The organism is Cupriavidus sp. 96C5-1, assembly GCF_057798855.1.
On sequence record NZ_JBYOJU010000048.1, the window covers coordinates 13755 to 31106 of the forward strand.

Genomic DNA, 17352 nt, shown 5'->3' on the forward strand with positions numbered 1-17352 from the left:
CCGTGCGGCGCCTAAGCCGCCGCGCGCGGCGCCAGGCAGTCAAGGAAAGCGCCGATCAGCCGCGTATGCGTGCGGCCCTGCAGGCAATAGAGGTATTCGTGCAGCACGGGTGGGTGGCTGGCGAAGGGCACCACGCACAGCGCGGGGTCGCGCGGGACTTCGCCCACAGGCACCACACTGGCGCCCAGGCCCTGGCGGATCGCTTCGTAGATGGCCTCGCGGCTGCCGATCACGGTGCTGGCCGGCAGCGGCAGTCCGGCCTTGTCCAGCGCGGTCTCGGTGGCCTTGCGCGTCATCGAGCCGTGCTCGCGGATCAGCAGGTGGCAGGCGGCCAGCTGCGCCAGGCTGACGCTGGGCGCGCGCGCCAGCGCGTGGCCGGGATTGACCACCACCACCATCGGGTCGGTGGCCAGGGTGATGCGCGCCAGGCGTTCATCGTTGACGGCGTGCGACGATACCGCGACGTCGATGCGGTATTCGAACAGCGCGTCCAGCATCTGCTGCGAGTTGCCGATATCGATGCTGATCTCGATGGCGGGAAAGCGCTGCCTGAACGCGGCCACGCTCTTCAGGATGTAGTAAGGCCCGGTGGCGCCGATGCGCAGATGCCCGAGGTGCAGGCTGCCGGCATTGCGCAGCAGGAAGTCCGCGTTGCCTTCATGCTGCATCAACTGCTCCACCACCGGCATCAGGGCCACGCCGACGTCGCTCAGGTCGACCCGGCCGGCACGCCGGTAGAACAGTTCGACGCCATAGTTTTCTTCAAGCTGGCGGATACGGCCGGTGACGGTGGGCTGGCTCACGCGCAGCTGCTTGGCCGCGGTGGTGATGCTGCCCTGCCGTGCCACTTCATAGAACGTCGTCAGCAGGTCGCCGAGCATGGGGGGATTCCGAGGGGATAAAACAAGCGCGCCAGTCTAGCGGCGTTTTGTGACAGTTCTGCACCGCACCGGTGCGAACGTCCAGGCGCGGTGAAAAAACAGAATGGGGGGTGGACAAGCGCGGGCCAGCCGATGCTGCGCCGGCCCGCAACGCCGCCCGGCGGCAGGAGCCGGCTCGCTCCGCCTGCCAGGCAGCGTTCAGGGCACGGCCCGGGCGGGCTTGCCCAGTGCCGGATCGGAGACGCTGTCGGTGCCGGTCTCCAGGCGGCCGGCAAAGCGGCGCCGGAAGCTGCCCTGGGTGGTTGTCACGACGAAGTCGTACCAGTTGCCTTGCCGGCCCACCGGCCAGTGCTGGTCCAGTTGCTTGCCCGCCGGGATGTCGAAGGTCCAGGGGCCATCTTCGCGGTAGGCGGCGGGCGTGACCGTGAAGGTGCACGCCACAGCGCCGGTATTGATCATGGTCAGGTAGACGGCGGCATTGGCGATGTCGTAGCACACCCGGATTTCGGGCGCGGTGCCGCCAGCGGCCGATACCGTGCTGACGTCGCCCTGGAAGCTGCGATGGAAGCCGTTCGGGCCCAGCACCCACAGATCGTACTTGCCGTTGTCCGCCGCGAAGACGTCCCAGCTCCCGCTGAGCTGTTTGCCCGGCTCGACCGCGTAGCGGCGCGGCACGCGATCCAGGTGGAGGCGGTCGTAGACATGGAAGACCGCGGCGGCGGTGCCGGTGTTGCTGAACAGCAGCCACATCGCCCGCGAGCCCGGATCTTCGCGCCCGCTGACATGCAGTTCGTAGGGTAGCGCGCGCGAGGGACGCGTGCCGGTTTCCTGGGTGGCAGGGTTGGCGGCCTGGAAGGCGGCGGTGGGCAGCGCCACCTGCGCCTTGGCTTCCTGCGCCGTGCGCACGCCGTCGGCAACGGCCTTGGTGCGGCTGGGCATGACAGGCAGGGCCGCGCTGTTCGGGCTGACGAAGTTGAAGGCCGACAGCAGGTCGCCGCAGATGGCGCGGCGGTAGGGGCTGATGTTGGTTTCGGCGATGCCGAAGCGCGCCTCCAGGAAACGCAGCACCGAGGTGTGGTCGAACACCTGCGAGTTGACCCAGCCGCCGCGGCTCCAGGGCGAGACCACATACATCGGCACGCGCGGGCCGGGGCCGTAGGGGTGCTTGTCGACGTGGTACTCGCCATCGGTGGCGATGGTGGACTTGCCGGCCAGTACGCCGTTGTCGTCATAGGCCGGCGCGCAGGGCGGCGGCACATGGTCGAAGAAGCCGTCGTTCTCGTCGAAATTGATCAGCAGCACGGTCTTGCTCCAGATCGCCGGGTTTGCCGTCAGCGCGTTCAGCACCTCTTGCGTGTACCAGGCGCCCTGCACCGGGCTGGAAGGCCCGGGGTGCTCCGAGTAGTTCGCCGGCGCCACGATCCAGGACACCTGCGGCAGGCTGCCCGCCGCGATATCGTCCTTCAGCGCCTGCAGGAAGCCGCCGTCCGGCATGGTGTTGCCGATGCCCTTGATGAGCGGATTGATGGCGTCGTCGGCAATGGTGTAGGCCGGGTAGGGGCTGCCGTTGGAAGCATTGCCGCGCGCCTCGTTGGCCTTGCGGTACTGCACGAACCCGGCCAGCGGGTTGTCGGTGAAGTTGTCCGGCATGTTCTGGTACAGCTTCCAGCTCACGCCTGCCGCCTGCAGGCGTTCCGGATAGGTGGTCCAGCGGTAGCCGCCGGTGGAGGCGCCCATGGAGTCGCCGCTGTTGTCGATCACCGGGCCGCCATTGGCCCCGGTGGGGTCATTTGTGCCGGTCCAGTGGAACAGGCGGTTGGTGTTGGTGCCGCCATGGAAGCCGCAGTGGTAGGCGTCGCACAGGGTGAAGGCGTCGGCCAGCGCAAATTGGAAATCCAGCTCGGTCTGGGTGTAGTAGCCCATGGACTGGGTCTGCTTGTAGGTTGGCCACTTGTTCATGCGGCCCAGGTCCCAGGCGTTCTGCGCATCGGGGTAGCTGTGCGGCGTGCCGTTGACGCGCTGGGCGTTGCCAGTGGCGCTGTCGAGGTGGTACGGCTGGACGATGCGGTTGGTGAAGCCCTGCTGCCAGACGTTGAGGCCGCCGGCCAGCGGGATCGGGAAGCGGTCGCCAAAGCCGCGCACGCCCTTCAGCGTGCCGAAATAGTTGTCGAACGAGCGGTTCTCCTGCATCAGGATCACCACATGCTCGACGTCGCGAATGGTGCCGGTGGCATTGTTGGCGGGAATCGCCAGCGCGCGGCGGATCGACGGCGGGAAGGCAGCCAGCGCGGCGGCGGCGGCGGTGCTGCCGCCGGCCATCTTGAGGAATCTGCGTCTGCTGTTAAGGCTCATTGTTGTCTTCAATCTGATCGGGTCGGTTTGTGCTGAACGTGCGCTCGGGGCCGGCGCCTTACGGCGCGCAGCGCAACTGCGGTGTGACTGCGGCCGGCTCTCCCGGCGGGGCCGGGGACTTGTTGTCGGCAGAGTCGCCACCGCAGGCGGCCAGTGCGGCGCACAGCGCCATTGCCGCCAGCCAGCCTGGCCGCGCGAGGAGGGAAATCAAAGGCTTCATGGTCACGTTGCTCTCGTGGAGGAATAAGGATCAGGGGTTGAGCGTGGACAGCGGCTGGCGCGAGCCGGCGATCGTTTGCAGCTCGGCAAGGCTGAGCTGGCGCGTCCACATGGCCAGGTCGTTGAACTCCATCATGCCCTTGAGCGCGCCGGCGTTGTTCGGCACATAGTTGTGCGTGGCATCGTCGTTGATGCCCCAGACCTTGGTGGCCAGCCCGTTCAGCTTGGTGACATCGGTATTGGCGATGGACCTGTTCTCGGTCTTCTGCAGCCCGAGCACCGGATCGATGACGTAGGCGCTGAAGGTCTTGCCCGTGGCGTTGACCGACAAGGCCAGGTAGGCCCACTGATTGGCGCTGAACTTCATGCCCGTGATGTCGTCGCGCTTGCCGCCGCCGCTGCCCAGGTTGAAGCGCACCTCGCAGCTGCTCCACAAACCGATGGCGATCCCGGCGTTGCCGCCCGAGTAGTAGTTCTTGTTGGACAGGATCGGCTCGCCGGTGCCGTTGCCCTGCGTGCAATCCGACTTGAACCAGAAGCCGATGGTGAACTGCGGGCTCAGGGCGATATCGGCGCCGCTCTGCGTGAGCTGGTAGGCATCGATGTTCGAGTTGACCTTCAGCGACTTGCCGCCGAAGTTGTCGCTGCCGAGCGAGCCGCCGTCGGTGCCGGCCACCCACGGACCGATGGTGGTGGTGCCTTTGCTGTCCACCGCGGGCAGGGTTTCGAAGCTGTAATAGGCTGCCAGGTTGTTGCGCAGTGTGTCCGCCAGCACGATAGGCTTGACGTAGTCGATCTGCGCCAGCAGCGATACCGGCACGCCGTTGCGCACCAGCGTGTAGTTGTAGCGGTAGAGGCCGCTGGCGGGCGAGTTGAGCGTCTTGTCTTCATAGCTGGTGGTGCCCGCCGGCAGCTTGGCGATCAGTACGCCATCGCGTATCAGCGTCATGTCGCCGCTGGCAGTGGAGGGGTTCTGCCAGGAGAGCACCAGTGAGGCGTTGGCGCTGCCCACCACGGATTTCATGGCACGCACCCCCGCGGTGCCGATCAGGGGGGAGCCGTCGAGCTGATAGGTAGCGATGGGCAGGGCCATGCCGGCATGCGCGAGCACGGTCGGCAGCACGTCGACCTCGCTCGGCAGTGCCGCGAGGGCGGCGGCATCGGCAGGTGCCGCGGCGAGGTTGCTGGCCAGCGCCGCGTTGAACGGCTTATTGAGCGCGATGAACGTGGTGAGGTTGCCCAGTGCTGGCACCGTGGTGGTGGCGCCCGTGGCGTCCAGCCCGTGGCTGGTGGTCACTGCTACCAGCCAGTCTTCCCCGGCATTTGCCTGGCGGCGCGCCTGCACCGCGGCCAGCAACTTGCCGAGCGCCTGGTCGAAGGCGGATAGCGAGCTGGCGTAGCCGCTGCCCTGGATGCCTTGCGCGGCAGCTGCCTTGCCAGGCGCGCTGAACTGGGCGAACACCACGTCGTAGCCGGATTGCACCAGCCTGACGCCTTCCTGCGTCACGCAGGTGTCATCGGAAGTGCAGTCGCGCAGCGAGTCGAGGTTGCCCGCCGCTGCGTCGGCCTTGAGCAGCGCCGGCAGCATCGGGGCGCTGGTGGCAGCGCCCAGGCGCTGCCGGGGACTGCCGGTATTCGCATCGCGCAGGTACTTGAACAGGCTCGGCACGCGCAGGCCGGCGGCTGCGCCTACGTCATCGATGACGCCGTGCCGGTCCACCCAGTTGCCGGCGAGCACGGCCGCCCAGCTCGGGCCGTCGAGCGGAACCTGCTCGGTGGTGGTGCCCAGCCGGCCGCCGGTGGACGCGGGCGTGATCGCCAGCGTGGCCAGGTTGGGCAGCGTGCGCTGGTTCAGCGCGCTGCGCAGCTGGCCATAGGTGGCGCCGTCCACGCCGACCAGCAACACCTTCTTGCTGGTGGCGGCGCCCGGGTTGCTCTGTTCGGGGGCGACCACCGCCGGCGTGTCGCTGCCACCACCACCGCATGCTGCTACCGTGCCTGCCAGCGCCAGGCCAAACGCCATGCGAGCCTGCTGTTTCCATGCCATATCCGGTTCCTCTTCTCTGTTGTCTGAAGCGGCGCGCCGCGTTGGCGGCACTGCCGATCGCGCTGCCCGCGACGCGTTCGCAGAGTAAGAAAAGGGGTTGTCACCAGAGTGACGTCGAGGCAAAGAATGCTGATACGCCTATTTGCATTCTTGATGGGACAAGCAAGCTGGCGTACGGACGCGCCTGCCGGCTGGCTTGGGGATGCCGGCAGGCGCAGAGAATTCGGCCGCAGGAATGGCCGTGGGGCATGCCGGGAGCGGAAGAAAGGCGGGAGAGATGAGGCGCTGGGCTGGGATATAGGCGAGCGGGAATGCACTGCGCCGCGCTACCTCCTTATCGCAATGGCGAAAGGGCCAACGCGGCGCGAGCAGCCGGCGCCGCCACTTTCAGGCCTTGGCTGCCCGGGCGGTCGAACCGCTGATCTGCGCCGAGGGGCGCCTGACCATCAGCGCCAGCAGCGCCGCCACCACGCAGGCCGCCCCTGCGGCGTACAGGGCCGGGGTGTAGGTCAGCAGCAGGGTGCGGGTCAGGCCCGCACCGAAGGCGGCGGTGGCCGCGCCAACCTGGTGGGCGGCGAAGATCCAGCCAAACACCATCGGCGCGCGCTCCTTGCCGAACACCGAGCCCGCCAGCTTGACCGTGGGCGGTACCGTGGCAATCCAGTCCAGGCCGTAGAACATGGCGAAGATCGACAGGCCGTACAGCGTGAAGGTGGAATGCGGCAGCCAGAACAGCGACAGGCCGCGCAGCCCGTAGTACCAGAACAGCAGCTTGCGGCAGTCGTAGCGGTCAGACAGCCAGCCCGACAGGATGGTGCCGACAAAGTCGAATGCGCCCATCATCGCCAGCGCGCCGGCGGCGGGCACGGCGGCCATGCCGAAGTCCGCGCACAAGGAAATGAAGTGCGTCTGGATCAGGCCGTTGGTACTCAGGCCGCAGATGAAGAAGGTGCCGGCGAGGATCCAGAAGGTTTGGTTGCGGGCCGCGTCGCGCAGCACCACGAAGGGGCCGCGCAGCGTCAGCGGCGCGGGTGGTGCGCTCGGCCGTGCCGGTGCGGCAGGCGCATGCACCGGAACCTCGCCGTAGGCGGTAAGGCCGACGTCGCCCGGCCGGTTGCGCATGAAGCAGAACACCAGCACGGCCAGCAGGGCGCAGGCGAACAGCACCGGCAGCACGGCGGTGCGCCAGCCCAGATGCTCGATCAGCCAGGCGGCGACCGGCAGGAAGGCTAGCTGGCCGGTGGCTGAACTTGCCGTCAGGATGCCGATCACCAGCCCGCGGCGTGCGCTGAACCAGCGGCTGGCGACCACGGCGGCGAGCACCAGCGCGGTCAGGCCGGAGCCGACGCCGAGCATCAGGCCCCATGCAATGAACAGCTGCCACAACTGCGTAGCCACCGTCGCCAGCGCCATGCCGCCGGCGATCAGCGCCAGCGCTGCCCAGACCACGTTACGCACGCCGAAGCGTTCCATCAGGATGGCCGAGAACGGTGCCATCAAGCCGAACAGGGCAAAGCGGAAGGCCAGGATCGACGAGATCTGGTCGGTGTTCCAGCCCATCTCGCGGGTCAGCGGCTTGAGAAAGGCGCCGGGCAGGCCGAGCGCGGCCGAGGTGGTCAGCATCACGCAGAAGGTGATGGCCGCGATCAGCCACGCATAGTGGATGCCGCGCCGGTCGAGCCGGCTGGAAAGCGCTTGAGCGAACATGGAATATCCGGGGGCGGTGGATCGGCGTTGGTGTGTTGTCGTTGCGTTATGCGTTGCCCGCGTTGTCAGCTATTGCGCGAGCGGACCCAGCAGCATCTCGCGCGCGGCGGCAAGCATGTCTTCGGCAAGGGCATCGCCTTCGGTGGCGCGCGCGATCGTCATCGCACCCACCAGCGTGGCGAGCTGCGCCAGCGCGAGCTTGCGGCGCTCGGCCGGGTCGGCATGCCCGACCGTTTTCATCCAGTCGTCGACCATGTGCTTGAAGCCATCGATATAGACCTGGCGCACCGGCTTGTCCGCCGGCTCGCGGGCGATGTCGCCGGCCAGCGCCACGGCTGCGCAGCCGTCGCCGGGGTTGGTGCAATGCGCCAGCGTCAGGTAAGGCTCGACCAGGCTCGATCGCATGGCGTGCTGGTCGCCGCCGGCGCGTTCGAGGCGGCGCGACCAGCGCCGCGCCGACTCCTCGAAGGCGCGCTTGCAGGCCAGTGCGGCCAGCTCGTCCTTGGAGGAGAAGTGGCCATAGAAGCCGCCGTGCGTAAGGCCCGCGCTGCCCATCAGCTCGGCCACGCTCACGCCGTTCAGTCCGCGTTCGCGAAACAGTTTCGAGGAAGCCTGCTCGATGGCTTCCCGATGCTTCTCGGCTTGCTCTCGTGATGCGCGCGCCATATCCGTTTCTCCTGCCAAAACTTTGCTTGACCGGATTTTATATGACGACCATAATTTATTCAATAGATGTTGGTCGTCATTTAAACTGCCGCCGCCCCTGATCCGGGCGGCGGTGCCTTTCCCTCAGGAGAACCCGTCATGCAGAACCTGTTCGATCTCACCGGCCGCGTGGCCGTCCTTACCGGCTCCACCAAGGGCATGGGCCTGGAAATGGCCCGGGCGCTGGGCGCCTCGGGCGCCTCCCTGGTGGTTTCCGGACGTGACCAGGCCGCCACCGAGGCGGTAGCGGCCGCGCTGGAAGGCGAGGGCTTCAAGGCGAAAGGCATCGCTTGCGACATCGCCAGCCTGGATAGTGTCCGCGTCTTCGCGAAGCGGGCGCTGGAGGCTTACGGCCGGGTCGACGCGCTAGTGCTGAACGCGGCGGGCAGCGGCATCGTGGGCTCGATGCTGAGCCAGGGACCGGAGCTGTTCGACCAGGCCATGGCGGGCAACGTGCGTGGCAACCTGGTACTGGTGAATGCGCTGGCGCCCCAGATGATCGAACGCGGCGACGGCTCGATCATCTTCATGTCCAGCATCGGCGCCAAGCGTGGCTCGGCGGTGCTGGGGCTGTATGGCATCACCAAGGCGGCGACCGACCAGGCCGTGCGCAGCCTGGCCCAGGAACTGGGTCCGAAGGGGATCAACGTGAATGCGATCAACCCTGGGCCGGTGCGCACGGAGTTCTCGCGCGAGGCGCTGTGGGGCAACCCGGAACAGGAGGCGCGGATGGCCGCGGCCATCCCGATGCGCCGCATCGGAGAGGCGAAGGATGTGGCGGGGCTGGCGGTGCTGCTGGCGTCGCCGGCCGGGCGCTTTATCCACGGCCAGAGCATTGGCGTGGATGGCGGCCTGTCGGCGTAGGCCACGGAGCGGCGGGAAGTCCCTCAGCTATGCATGCCTGCCGCGCGCATCAGCAGGCGCAGCAGCAGGGCCGCTGCGCCCAGCGCTGCCACGCTGGCCACCCAGATCAGCAGCATCCAGCCCACTCGCCTGAGCCAGGGCCTGTGCGGTTTGCCGCCGCGCCCGCGATTCGCCACCGCCATCAGTGGTACCCCTCGCCGTGTTTGACCTTGCCGCGGAACACGTAGTAGGACCAGACGGTGTACATCAGGATGAACGGAATGATGAACAGTGCGCCCACCAGCGCGAAACCCTGGCTCTGCGCCGGCCCGGCGGCATCCCAGATCGAGATGTTCGGCGGCACGATGTTCGGCCACACGCTGATGGCCAGCCCGCTATAGCCCAGGAAGACCAGCGCCAGCGTGTACATGAACGGTGCCAGGTGGGCATGGTGCTGCAGCGAACGGATCAGCCGGTACATGGCGAACGCCACCAGCAACGGTACCGGCGAGAACCAGATCAGGTTGGGCAGGCTGAACCAGCGCGCGGCAATGCGCGGCTGCGCGAGCGGCGTCCAGATGCTGATCACCGCGATCACCGCCAGCAGCACCCAGGCCAGCTTGGCCGTCAGCTCCAGCATGCGCTGGTGCAGCGGGCCTTCGGTCTTCATGATCAGCCAGGTGCTGCCCAGTACGGTGTACGCCACCACCACGCCGACGCCGCAGAACAGCGGGAAGGGCTGCAGCCAGTCCAGCGGCCCGCCCGAGAAGGCGCGCCCCGTCACCCGGATGCCATCGATGTACGCGCCCAGCGAAACCCCCTGGAAGAAGGCCGCCATCAGCGAGCCGCAGATGAAGGCCTTGTCCCAGACATGGCGCTCGCGGTCATTGGCCTTGAAGCGGAACTCGAACGCCACGCCGCGGAAGATCAGCCCGAGCAGCATGAAGATCAGCGGCAGGTAGAGCGCGCTGAGTACCACCGAGTAGGCCAGCGGGAAGGCCGCCAGCAGGCCCGCGCCGCCGAGCACCAGCCAGGTCTCGTTGCCGTCCCAGACCGGGGCCACCGTGTTCATCATCACATCGCGGTCTTGGCGGTCGGGCACGAAGGGATACAGCATGCCGATGCCAAGGTCAAAGCCGTCCATCACCACATACATCATCACGCCGAAGAAGATGATGACGGCCCAGATAAGAGAGAGATCGATGCCCATGATGTTCAGCTCCTGCTGTCGGCCATGCGGTTAGCGGAGGCGACCGCATTCGGCACATCGCCCGGATCGTCCACGGCGGACAGCGGGCGCGCCGGGGTGCCCTCCACCTCGTGGCCGCCATCGGGAGGCGGGTCGCCCTCATGCATCACCGGGCCCTTGCGCACCAGCCGCATCATGTAGGCGATACCGACGCCAAACACGAAGAAATAAGCCACCACGAACAGCCCGAGCGAGAAGGCCAGTTCCGGCACGCCGTGCGGCGAGACGGCATCGGCCGTGCGCATCACGCCATAGACCACCCAGGGCTGGCGCCCGATCTCGGTGGTGAACCAGCCTGCCAGCAGCGCGATCAGCCCGGCCGGGCCCATCCATAGCGCCATGCGCAGGAAAGCGCGCGAGCGGTAGAGTGCCTCGCCACGGCGCAGCAGCAGGCTCCAGAGCCCGAGCAGGATCATCAGCATGCCGAGTCCCACCATCACGCGGAAGCACCAGAAGAGGATGGTGGCGTTGGGCCGGTCCTGCGGTGCGAAGTCCTTCAGGCCCTTGATCTGGCCATCCCAGGTGTGGGTGAGGATCAGGCTGCCCAGCCGCGGGATTTCCACGGCGAAACGGGTTTCCTCGCGCGCCATGTCGGGCCAGCCGAACACGATCAGCGGCAGCGCCTCGTCGCCACGGTTCTGCCAGTGGCCCTCCAGCGCGGCAATCTTGGCCGGCTGGTGCTGGAGCGTGTTGAGACCATGCATGTCGCCGATCACCGCCTGGATCGGCGCCACGATCAGCAGCATCCACATCGCCATCGACAGCATCTTGCGGATGGCCGGGTTGTCGCGCCGGCGCAGCAGGTGCCAGGCGGCGGAGGCGCCTACGAACAGCGCGGTGGCAAGGAAGGCCGCCACGCTCATATGCACCAGCCGGTACGGGAACGACGGATTGAAGATGACAGCGAGCCAGTCCACCGGGACCACGCGGCCGTCGATGATCTCGTAGCCCTGCGGCGTTTGCATCCAGCTGTTGGAGGCCAGGATCCACGTGGCCGAGATCAGCGTGCCCAGCGCCACCATCAGTGTGGCGAAGAAGTGCAGGCCGGGGCCGACCTTTTTCCAGCCGAACAGCATCACGCCGAGGAAACCCGCCTCCAGGAAGAAGGCCGTCAGCACTTCATACGCAAGCAGCGGACCGGTCACGCTGCCGGCAAAGTCCGAGAAGAAGCTCCAATTGGTGCCGAACTGGTAGGCCATCACCAGCCCCGAGACCACGCCCATGCCGAAGTTGACGGCGAAGATCTTGGACCAGAAGTGATAGAGGTCGCGATAGACCGTGTTCTGCGTGCGTAGCCAGCAGCCTTCCAGCACCGCCAGGTAGCTCGCCATGCCGATGGTGATGGCGGGGAAGATGATATGGAAGGAAATGGTGAAGCCGAACTGGATCCGGGCCAGGTCGAGCGCGCTCAAGCCGAACATATGGTGACCTCCATGGTGCGGCGGGGACGGTGTGGGCTGGCGGTCGGCCCGCGTTGCGTTTCAGTCGCACGAGTAGATAGGGTACTCCACTGCGTGAGCGCACTGAAGGGCTCTTTATTCGGGCCTGGGCGGCCGGGCGGCAAGTGGAGGGATGCCTGGCGAGGCGAGAGGCCTGTCCGGACGGACAGGGTTGAAGCGGGGATTTCCATGAGCAAGGCCGGGAGATTGGGCGCGGCGCCCGGCCGGACGATCGGGTGATCGTGCCGGGCGCGTGCCATGGACAACATGCTACCGGCAGGGCGGCATGGATAACAGAAGCAACCGTGGAGTAAAAGACCGTATCAGTTTGAGAGGGTAGCCGGTGTCGACGTAGCCCCTGCCGGCGCCGGATAGCCGGACAGCGGATATGGCCTGCCGCAGCCCCCCGCCTACACGGCCGATACCGGGGATCCTTGCCCGGAGCCGGTACCAGCCAGCATCGGCGGTGCTGTGACAATCGACCTCAGGTCGGGCACCGCCGCACGCAATTGATCCAGGCGCGGCACCGGACGGCGCAGCGACTCCGATCCTGCGAAAGCCTGTTCCATGGCATGCGCCACGCCCAGCGTATGGTGATCGGCGCGGAAGCGTCCGACCACCTGCAGGCCGAACGGCATGCCGGCATGGTCCACGCCGCACGGTAGGCTGATGGCGGGATGCGTTGTCAGCGTCACCACGTAGGTCGGCGCCAGCCAGCGGTAGTAATTCTCCTGCTTCTCACCGTTGATGCGCTCGGCGTAGAGGCTGGTCCACGGGAAGGGCGAGACCGGGGTGGTCGGCGACAGGATGATGTCGTAGTCCTCGAAGGCCGCCTGGAAGCGGCCAAGGATGCGGGTCTGCTCGGCCTGTGCCCAGGCGCTGTCGCCGAGCGACATGGCGGCGCCCATCTCGTAGTTGGCGCGCGTGTTGGGCCCCAGGCTGGCCGGGTCGCGCTGATAGGCCTCATGCATGCCGGCCACGAAGCTCTCCGCACGCAGCACGTCGAAGCAGCGGTGTGCATCGCCCAGGTCAAAGCGGATCTCGTCGCAACTGCGGAACAGGTGCCGCATGGCCGCGATCTTGTCGCGAAAGACTTGCCGGATCTGGTTGTCCACCGCGCACACGCCGAAATCCTCGGTCCAGCCCACCCGCAGCGAGCCCAGGTCGACATTGGCCGGTACCAGGAAGGACAGCGGGTCGAGCGCATAGGTGAGCGGGTCGCTGGCCGAGACACCGGCGGAGGCTGCCAGTTGCAGGCAGGCATCGGCCACCGTGCGGCCCATCGGCCCGACCACGGAAATCGGTGTCCAGCCCAGCAGCTTGCGCGAACTGGGCACCACGCCCGGCGACGGGCGGAAGCCCACTACACCGCATTTGGCGGCGGGAATGCGCAGCGAGCCGCCGGTATCCGAGCCCGTGCACACCGGCAGCATGTCGGTTGCCAGCGCGGCAGCCGAGCCGCCGGACGAGCCGCCGGCATTGAGGTTGGGGTTGAACGGATTGCCGGTGGCGCCCCACACCGCGTTGCGCGAATTGGCGCCTGCGCCCATCTCGGGAATATTGGTCTTGCCGGTAACGATGGCGCCGGCGGCGCGCAGGCGTGCCACCAGCACGTTATCGGCGCTGGGCACATTGTCGCGGTAGAGCGGCGAGCCATAGGTGGTGAGCAGGCCAGCGGTGGCTTCCAGGTCTTTCACGCCGAGCGGCAGGCCATGCAGCAGGCCCAGCGGGGCGCCGTCGAGCACGGCGCGTTCGGCGGCCCGGGCCTCGTCGCGTGCGCGCTCGTAGCAGGTGGCGGTGACGGCGTTGATAAAGGGATTGACCGCCTCGATGCGGGCGATGCATGCCTCCAGCAGTTCAACCGGCGAGATTTCCTTGCTGCCGATCATGCGGCGCAGGGCCACGGCGGATTGGGCGAGCAGGCTGTCGTTCTGGGTCATGATGGCATTCTCTGGCATGGGTGGAGAGCACCGCGCTGGTATTGGCGGTGCTCCGATAGGCATTGGCTGCATTGGCTGTGCATTGGCGCGGCCCGACGCGTGGTGGCGAAGGGCTAGCGGCTCAGCCCGCGCGCCGCCACCGGCCACAGGCATGCCACGGTCTGGCCGCGCACGCCCACGATTTCGTCGTACAGGTTGAGCGTGGGGTCGCAGTGGCCCGGAACCAGCAACACCTGGGTGCCCAAGGCGGGCAGGCTGGCGGCACTGGCACCGGCCCTGGTGAGTGGCTCGACGATGCCGTGCTCGTCGTTGGCGGCCACGTAGGCCAACGCCTGGTCCGGGCCTGCCGCGCCCCACACCAGCGGCAGGCCGGAATCCACCGCCATCGACTTGAGTCCGGCGTCCAGCACGACGCGTGGCGCGGGCCGCGTCGCCGCCGCCACGCTCATCACGGTGCTGGCGATAAACAGGCTGTGTTCGAAGCGCAGTGCGCCGCTGTAGTCGTTGCGGCCGTAGTCGGCGTCCATGAAGATATAGGAGCCGGGCTGGATCTCGGTATAGACGCCGCTCGCCAGGTCGAACTCGACGCTGCCGCTGCCCCCGCCGGTGACCGTCGGGCAGGCCACGCCGGCCTCGGCCAGTTCGGCAACCACGGCTGCCGTGCGCGCCGCCGCGTCGGCTGCTGCCTGCCTGCGCGAGGCGTAGTCGCGCACATGCTGGATGCCGCCGTGATAGGCCTGCAGGCCGCGGAATTCCAGCCGCGCGTGTGCGCCGATGGCCTGTACCAGGCGCAGCGCGGCAGGCGCATCGGCCACGCCGCAGCGCCCCTGGCCGACGTCGATTTCCACGAACACGCCGATGGTGCTGCCGGCGTGCCCGGCGGCTTCGGCGAGCGCGCCGATCTGCCGCGCGTCGTCGACGCAGACGCTGAGCCGGGCGTGCCGCGCCATGCCGGCCAGCAGCGCGGCCTTGGCCGCTCCGGCGATCTCGTTGCTGATGTGGATGTCGGTAACCCCTGCCTGCACGAAGGGCAGCGCCTCGCTCACCTTCTGGCAGCAGATGCCGACCGCGCCGCGCGCGATCTGCGCCAGCGCGATTGCCGGGCACTTGTGCGCCTTGGCGTGCGGGCGCAGGTGTACGCCGGCTTTGTCTGCGGCCTGCTGCATCTGCGCCAGGTTGCGTTCAAAGACGTCCAGGTCGAGCACCAGCGAGGGGGTATCGATGGTGGCCGCGGGCTGGCCGGCAACGGCGGGCGGCGCGAGCCTCAAGCCTGGTGTGGCGGAATCGGGGAGCGTCATGTGTCGGGGGGTCTCGGTTCGTTCCGGATGGCATGGCGCCGCCTCGGGGGCGGCCGTGCCTGCGATGATGTGGGCGGAGGGCGGCACTGTCAAACCGCGCGGCCTCCGAGCCTTCAGGCGCCGGTCAGTCGGCCTGGATATTGGCGCGCTGCGCGATGGCGCGCATGCGCGGCAGCTCCCTGGTGATCAGCGCCGTCACCTCGGCCCCGCTGCCGTAGGCCGGCTCGAAACCGTTGTCCAGCAGCTTCTTGCGGGTGTCCGGGTCGGCCATGGTTTCGGCGAGGGCCTTCTCCAGCCGGGCCTTGACCTCGGGCGCCAGGCCGCGCGGCGCCACCACCGCCAGCCAGGTATCCATGTCGGTAGCCGGGAAGCCGCTCTCCGCCACGGTGGGCACGTCGGGCAGCAGCGTCGAGCGCTTGGCGGTGGTCACCGCGATGGCCTTGATCTTGCCGGCTCGGAGCTGCGGTACAGCGGCCGCGACCGTGTCCACCGAGAACGGGATCTGGCCGCCGATCAGGTCGGTCATGGCCGGCGAGCTGCCGCGATAGGGCACATGCAGCATCTTGACGCCGAGATCGTTGAGCAGCATTTCGCCGGCGAACTGGGCGGTGGTGCCGGTGCCGAAGGAGCCGTAGGAGTACTTGCCGGGCGCGGCCTTGAGCGTCGCCGCGAGTTGCTTGAGGTTGTTGACCGGTACGTCGCGGTTGGCCAGCAGGATCAGGCCGGTACGCCCGGTCAGCCCGATCGGCTCGAAGCTCTTGAGCGGATCGTAGGGCAGCCTGGGATGGATGGCCGGATTGACCGTGAAGGTGGTTCCGGAACTGACCAGCAGCGTGTAGCCATCCGGCGCGGCCTTGGCGACCAGGCCGGCGCCGACGATGGTGCCGGCACCCGGCCGGTTGTCGATGACCACGGTCTGCCCCAGGCGGTCGCCGAGCTTCTTGGCCAGCAGCCTGCCGATCACATCGGTGGCGCCGCCGGGCGGGAAGGGGATCACCATCTGGAGCGGGTGGGTGGGATAGGCCTGGGCCAGCGCACTGCCGGCAGGCACCGCCAGGCAACAGGCGGCCAGGCACGCGAGCTTGAAGGTGTGGACGGATTTCATGCTGACTCTCCTGCTTGGCAGAGGCCGCCGGAGGGCCGGCTGGCGTGCGATGGTTGATCGATGAGGCTGGCCGTGCGGATCAGGCGCCAAGCGTGGCGGCCTTGTCCAGGAACCCCTGGTACTCGGCCTGCGGCACGAATAATCCGCCCGTGGTCCAGACCAGGTGGGTAGCCTGCGGCATGACGGCCTGCAACTGGTGCCGGGCCAGGTAGCCGCGCCCGGCGGCGCTCTCGCACAGCATGCGCGGCCCGCTGAAACCGGCGGCGGCCGATGGTTCGATGCGCAGCCCCTGCATGCGCCATGCCAGCGCGAGATGGGCGAAGAGCGTGTCGTCCGCCACGGTAAAGACGCCGGACAGCAGCGGGCGCATGACCGCCGCCGCCAGTTCGGAGGCGCGTGGCACGGCCAGGCCGTCGGCCTCGGTGCGGTTGCTCAGGCCAACGTCGTAGACCGAGGGATTGCCACTGTCCGCCATCATCTGCACCAGGAAGCAGGGCGACTGGGTCGGTTCCGCGAAGAAGCAGTGGACATGCGGCCCGAACAGCTGGCGCAAGCCGAACGCGATGCCGGCCGGCGCGCCGCCCACGCCGCACGGCAGGTAGACGAACAATGGATGGGTGGCGTCGACACGGATGTCCTGCGCCGCCAACTGTTCGCGCAGGTGCAGTGCCGCCGCGCTGTAGCCCAGCAGCAGCGACAGCGAGCGCTCGTCGTCGACAAAGTAGGTGAACTCGTCCTGCTGCGCCTGGCGGCGGCCGGCGGCGACGGCTTCCTCGTAGTCGCCGGCGTGTTCCACCACCTCCACGCCTCGGTTGCGCAGGCGCGCCTTTTTCCATTCCTTGGCGTCCGACGACATATGCACGGCGGCGCGAAAGCCCAGCGCCGAGGCCATCACGCCAATGCTCAGGCCGAGGTTGCCGGTGGAACCCACCGCCACCTGGTAGCGCTCGAACAGTTCCCGCGCTGCAGGCCGCGCCAGTGCCAGGTAGTCTTCCGGGCCGTCGCTTGCGGGCCCGATCAGGCCGTGCCGCAGCGCCAGGGACTCGGCAAATTCCAGCACCTCGTGGATGCCGCCACGCGCCTTGATCGAGCCGGCCACCGGCAGGCTATGGTCGGCCTTCACCCAGAGGCGGCCCTGTACCGGTGCGAGCCCAAGGCCTTCCTGCATGGCGGGCACGGCAAGCAGGGGAGATTCGATGACGCCGGCCGTCTCCGCCAGCTCCGGGAACAGTGCGGGCAGCAGCGGGGCAAAGCGCCGGAATCTCGCCTGGGCTGCTTCGACATCAGCTAGACTAATGTGCAGTTCGCCCGCTGCCTGGACCGTGGCCGGGATGTCCGTACGGGCCGGATTGCACCATAGCAAGGGGGTTCCTGCGCGCAGATCCGCATATGCAGACGGATTTTCTTGCGGATTGTCGATGGTGGTAGGCTGATTCATCGGGATAGATTGGCTGTCGCGTGTTCCGGGGTGACTGCATTGTTGGGCCGGGCGTGCCCTCAGGCAATCGATTTATACTTAGCGAGGCATTAGTTTAACTAATGGTATTCCAGGTGCCGGAATCCAGGC

The 17352-nt window shown here is 67.7% G+C and carries 14 protein-coding genes; 1 reads left to right on the forward strand and 13 read right to left on the reverse strand.

The window, feature by feature from the left end; genetic code table 11:
• Nucleotides 1-11 precede the first annotated feature (11 nt).
• From AC3FOF_RS36170 to AC3FOF_RS36195, 6 genes are all read right to left on the reverse strand, one after another.
• Nucleotides 12-881 (reverse strand): LysR substrate-binding domain-containing protein, encoded by an 870-nt coding sequence (locus AC3FOF_RS36170; RefSeq protein WP_488729354.1) that lies wholly within the window; start codon nt 879-881, stop codon nt 12-14.
• Between the two features lie 198 nt (nt 882-1079).
• Nucleotides 1080-3233: a phosphocholine-specific phospholipase C gene (locus AC3FOF_RS36175; RefSeq protein WP_488729355.1), complete on the reverse strand. Its 2154-nt coding sequence runs from the start codon at nt 3231-3233 to the stop codon at nt 1080-1082.
• Nucleotides 3234-3291: 58 nt separating this feature from the next.
• The gene (locus tag AC3FOF_RS36180; protein ID WP_276267917.1) at nt 3292-3459 is read right to left on the reverse strand and encodes a hypothetical protein; all 168 of its coding nucleotides are present in this window, start codon (nt 3457-3459) and stop codon (nt 3292-3294) included.
• 24 nt (nt 3460-3483) lie between these two features.
• Nucleotides 3484-5499: a LamG-like jellyroll fold domain-containing protein gene (locus AC3FOF_RS36185; protein ID WP_488729356.1), complete on the reverse strand. Its 2016-nt coding sequence runs from the start codon at nt 5497-5499 to the stop codon at nt 3484-3486.
• 387 nt (nt 5500-5886) lie between these two features.
• Nucleotides 5887-7206 carry an MFS transporter gene (locus AC3FOF_RS36190; RefSeq protein ID WP_017229971.1) on the reverse strand — a complete coding sequence of 440 codons (1320 nt, stop codon included), beginning with the start codon at nt 7204-7206 and terminating at the stop codon, nt 5887-5889.
• Nucleotides 7207-7275: 69 nt separating this feature from the next.
• A complete protein-coding gene (locus tag AC3FOF_RS36195; RefSeq protein WP_017229970.1) occupies nt 7276-7872 on the reverse strand; it encodes a TetR/AcrR family transcriptional regulator in 597 nt (198 codons plus the stop codon).
• 138 nt (nt 7873-8010) lie between these two features.
• Here AC3FOF_RS36195 and AC3FOF_RS36200 point away from each other — a divergent pair, with 138 nt between their 5' ends.
• Nucleotides 8011-8775, forward strand: a complete 765-nt coding sequence (locus AC3FOF_RS36200) for an SDR family NAD(P)-dependent oxidoreductase (RefSeq protein ID WP_488729357.1) — start codon at nt 8011-8013, stop codon at nt 8773-8775.
• A 23-nt stretch (nt 8776-8798) separates the two neighbouring features.
• On the opposite strand, the gene AC3FOF_RS36205 is transcribed toward AC3FOF_RS36200, so the two are convergent.
• The 7 genes from AC3FOF_RS36205 to dsdA form a co-directional block, all read right to left on the reverse strand.
• On the reverse strand, nt 8799-8957 hold the full coding sequence (locus tag AC3FOF_RS36205; protein WP_488729358.1) for a DUF2474 family protein: 159 nt from the start codon (nt 8955-8957) through the stop codon (nt 8799-8801).
• Nucleotides 8957-9964 carry a cytochrome d ubiquinol oxidase subunit II gene (gene cydB / locus AC3FOF_RS36210; RefSeq protein ID WP_017229967.1) on the reverse strand — a complete coding sequence of 336 codons (1008 nt, stop codon included), beginning with the start codon at nt 9962-9964 and terminating at the stop codon, nt 8957-8959. Before cydB ends, AC3FOF_RS36205 begins: the two co-directional genes overlap by 1 nt.
• Nucleotides 9965-9969: 5 nt before the next feature.
• Nucleotides 9970-11424, reverse strand: a complete 1455-nt coding sequence (locus tag AC3FOF_RS36215) for a cytochrome ubiquinol oxidase subunit I (protein WP_017229966.1) — start codon at nt 11422-11424, stop codon at nt 9970-9972.
• A gap of 428 nt (nt 11425-11852) precedes the next feature.
• Entirely contained in the window at nt 11853-13382 is a 1530-nt protein-coding gene (locus AC3FOF_RS36220; protein ID WP_488729359.1) for an amidase, read from the reverse strand.
• A gap of 113 nt (nt 13383-13495) precedes the next feature.
• Entirely contained in the window at nt 13496-14680 is a 1185-nt protein-coding gene (locus tag AC3FOF_RS36225; RefSeq protein ID WP_488729360.1) for a DSD1 family PLP-dependent enzyme, read from the reverse strand.
• A 124-nt stretch (nt 14681-14804) separates the two neighbouring features.
• Nucleotides 14805-15785, reverse strand: coding sequence for a Bug family tripartite tricarboxylate transporter substrate binding protein (locus AC3FOF_RS36230; protein WP_017227663.1), 981 nt, complete (start codon nt 15783-15785; stop codon nt 14805-14807).
• A 79-nt stretch (nt 15786-15864) separates the two neighbouring features.
• Nucleotides 15865-17223 carry a D-serine ammonia-lyase gene (gene dsdA, locus AC3FOF_RS36235; protein ID WP_488729361.1) on the reverse strand — a complete coding sequence of 453 codons (1359 nt, stop codon included), beginning with the start codon at nt 17221-17223 and terminating at the stop codon, nt 15865-15867.
• Nucleotides 17224-17352: the final 129 nt, after the last annotated feature.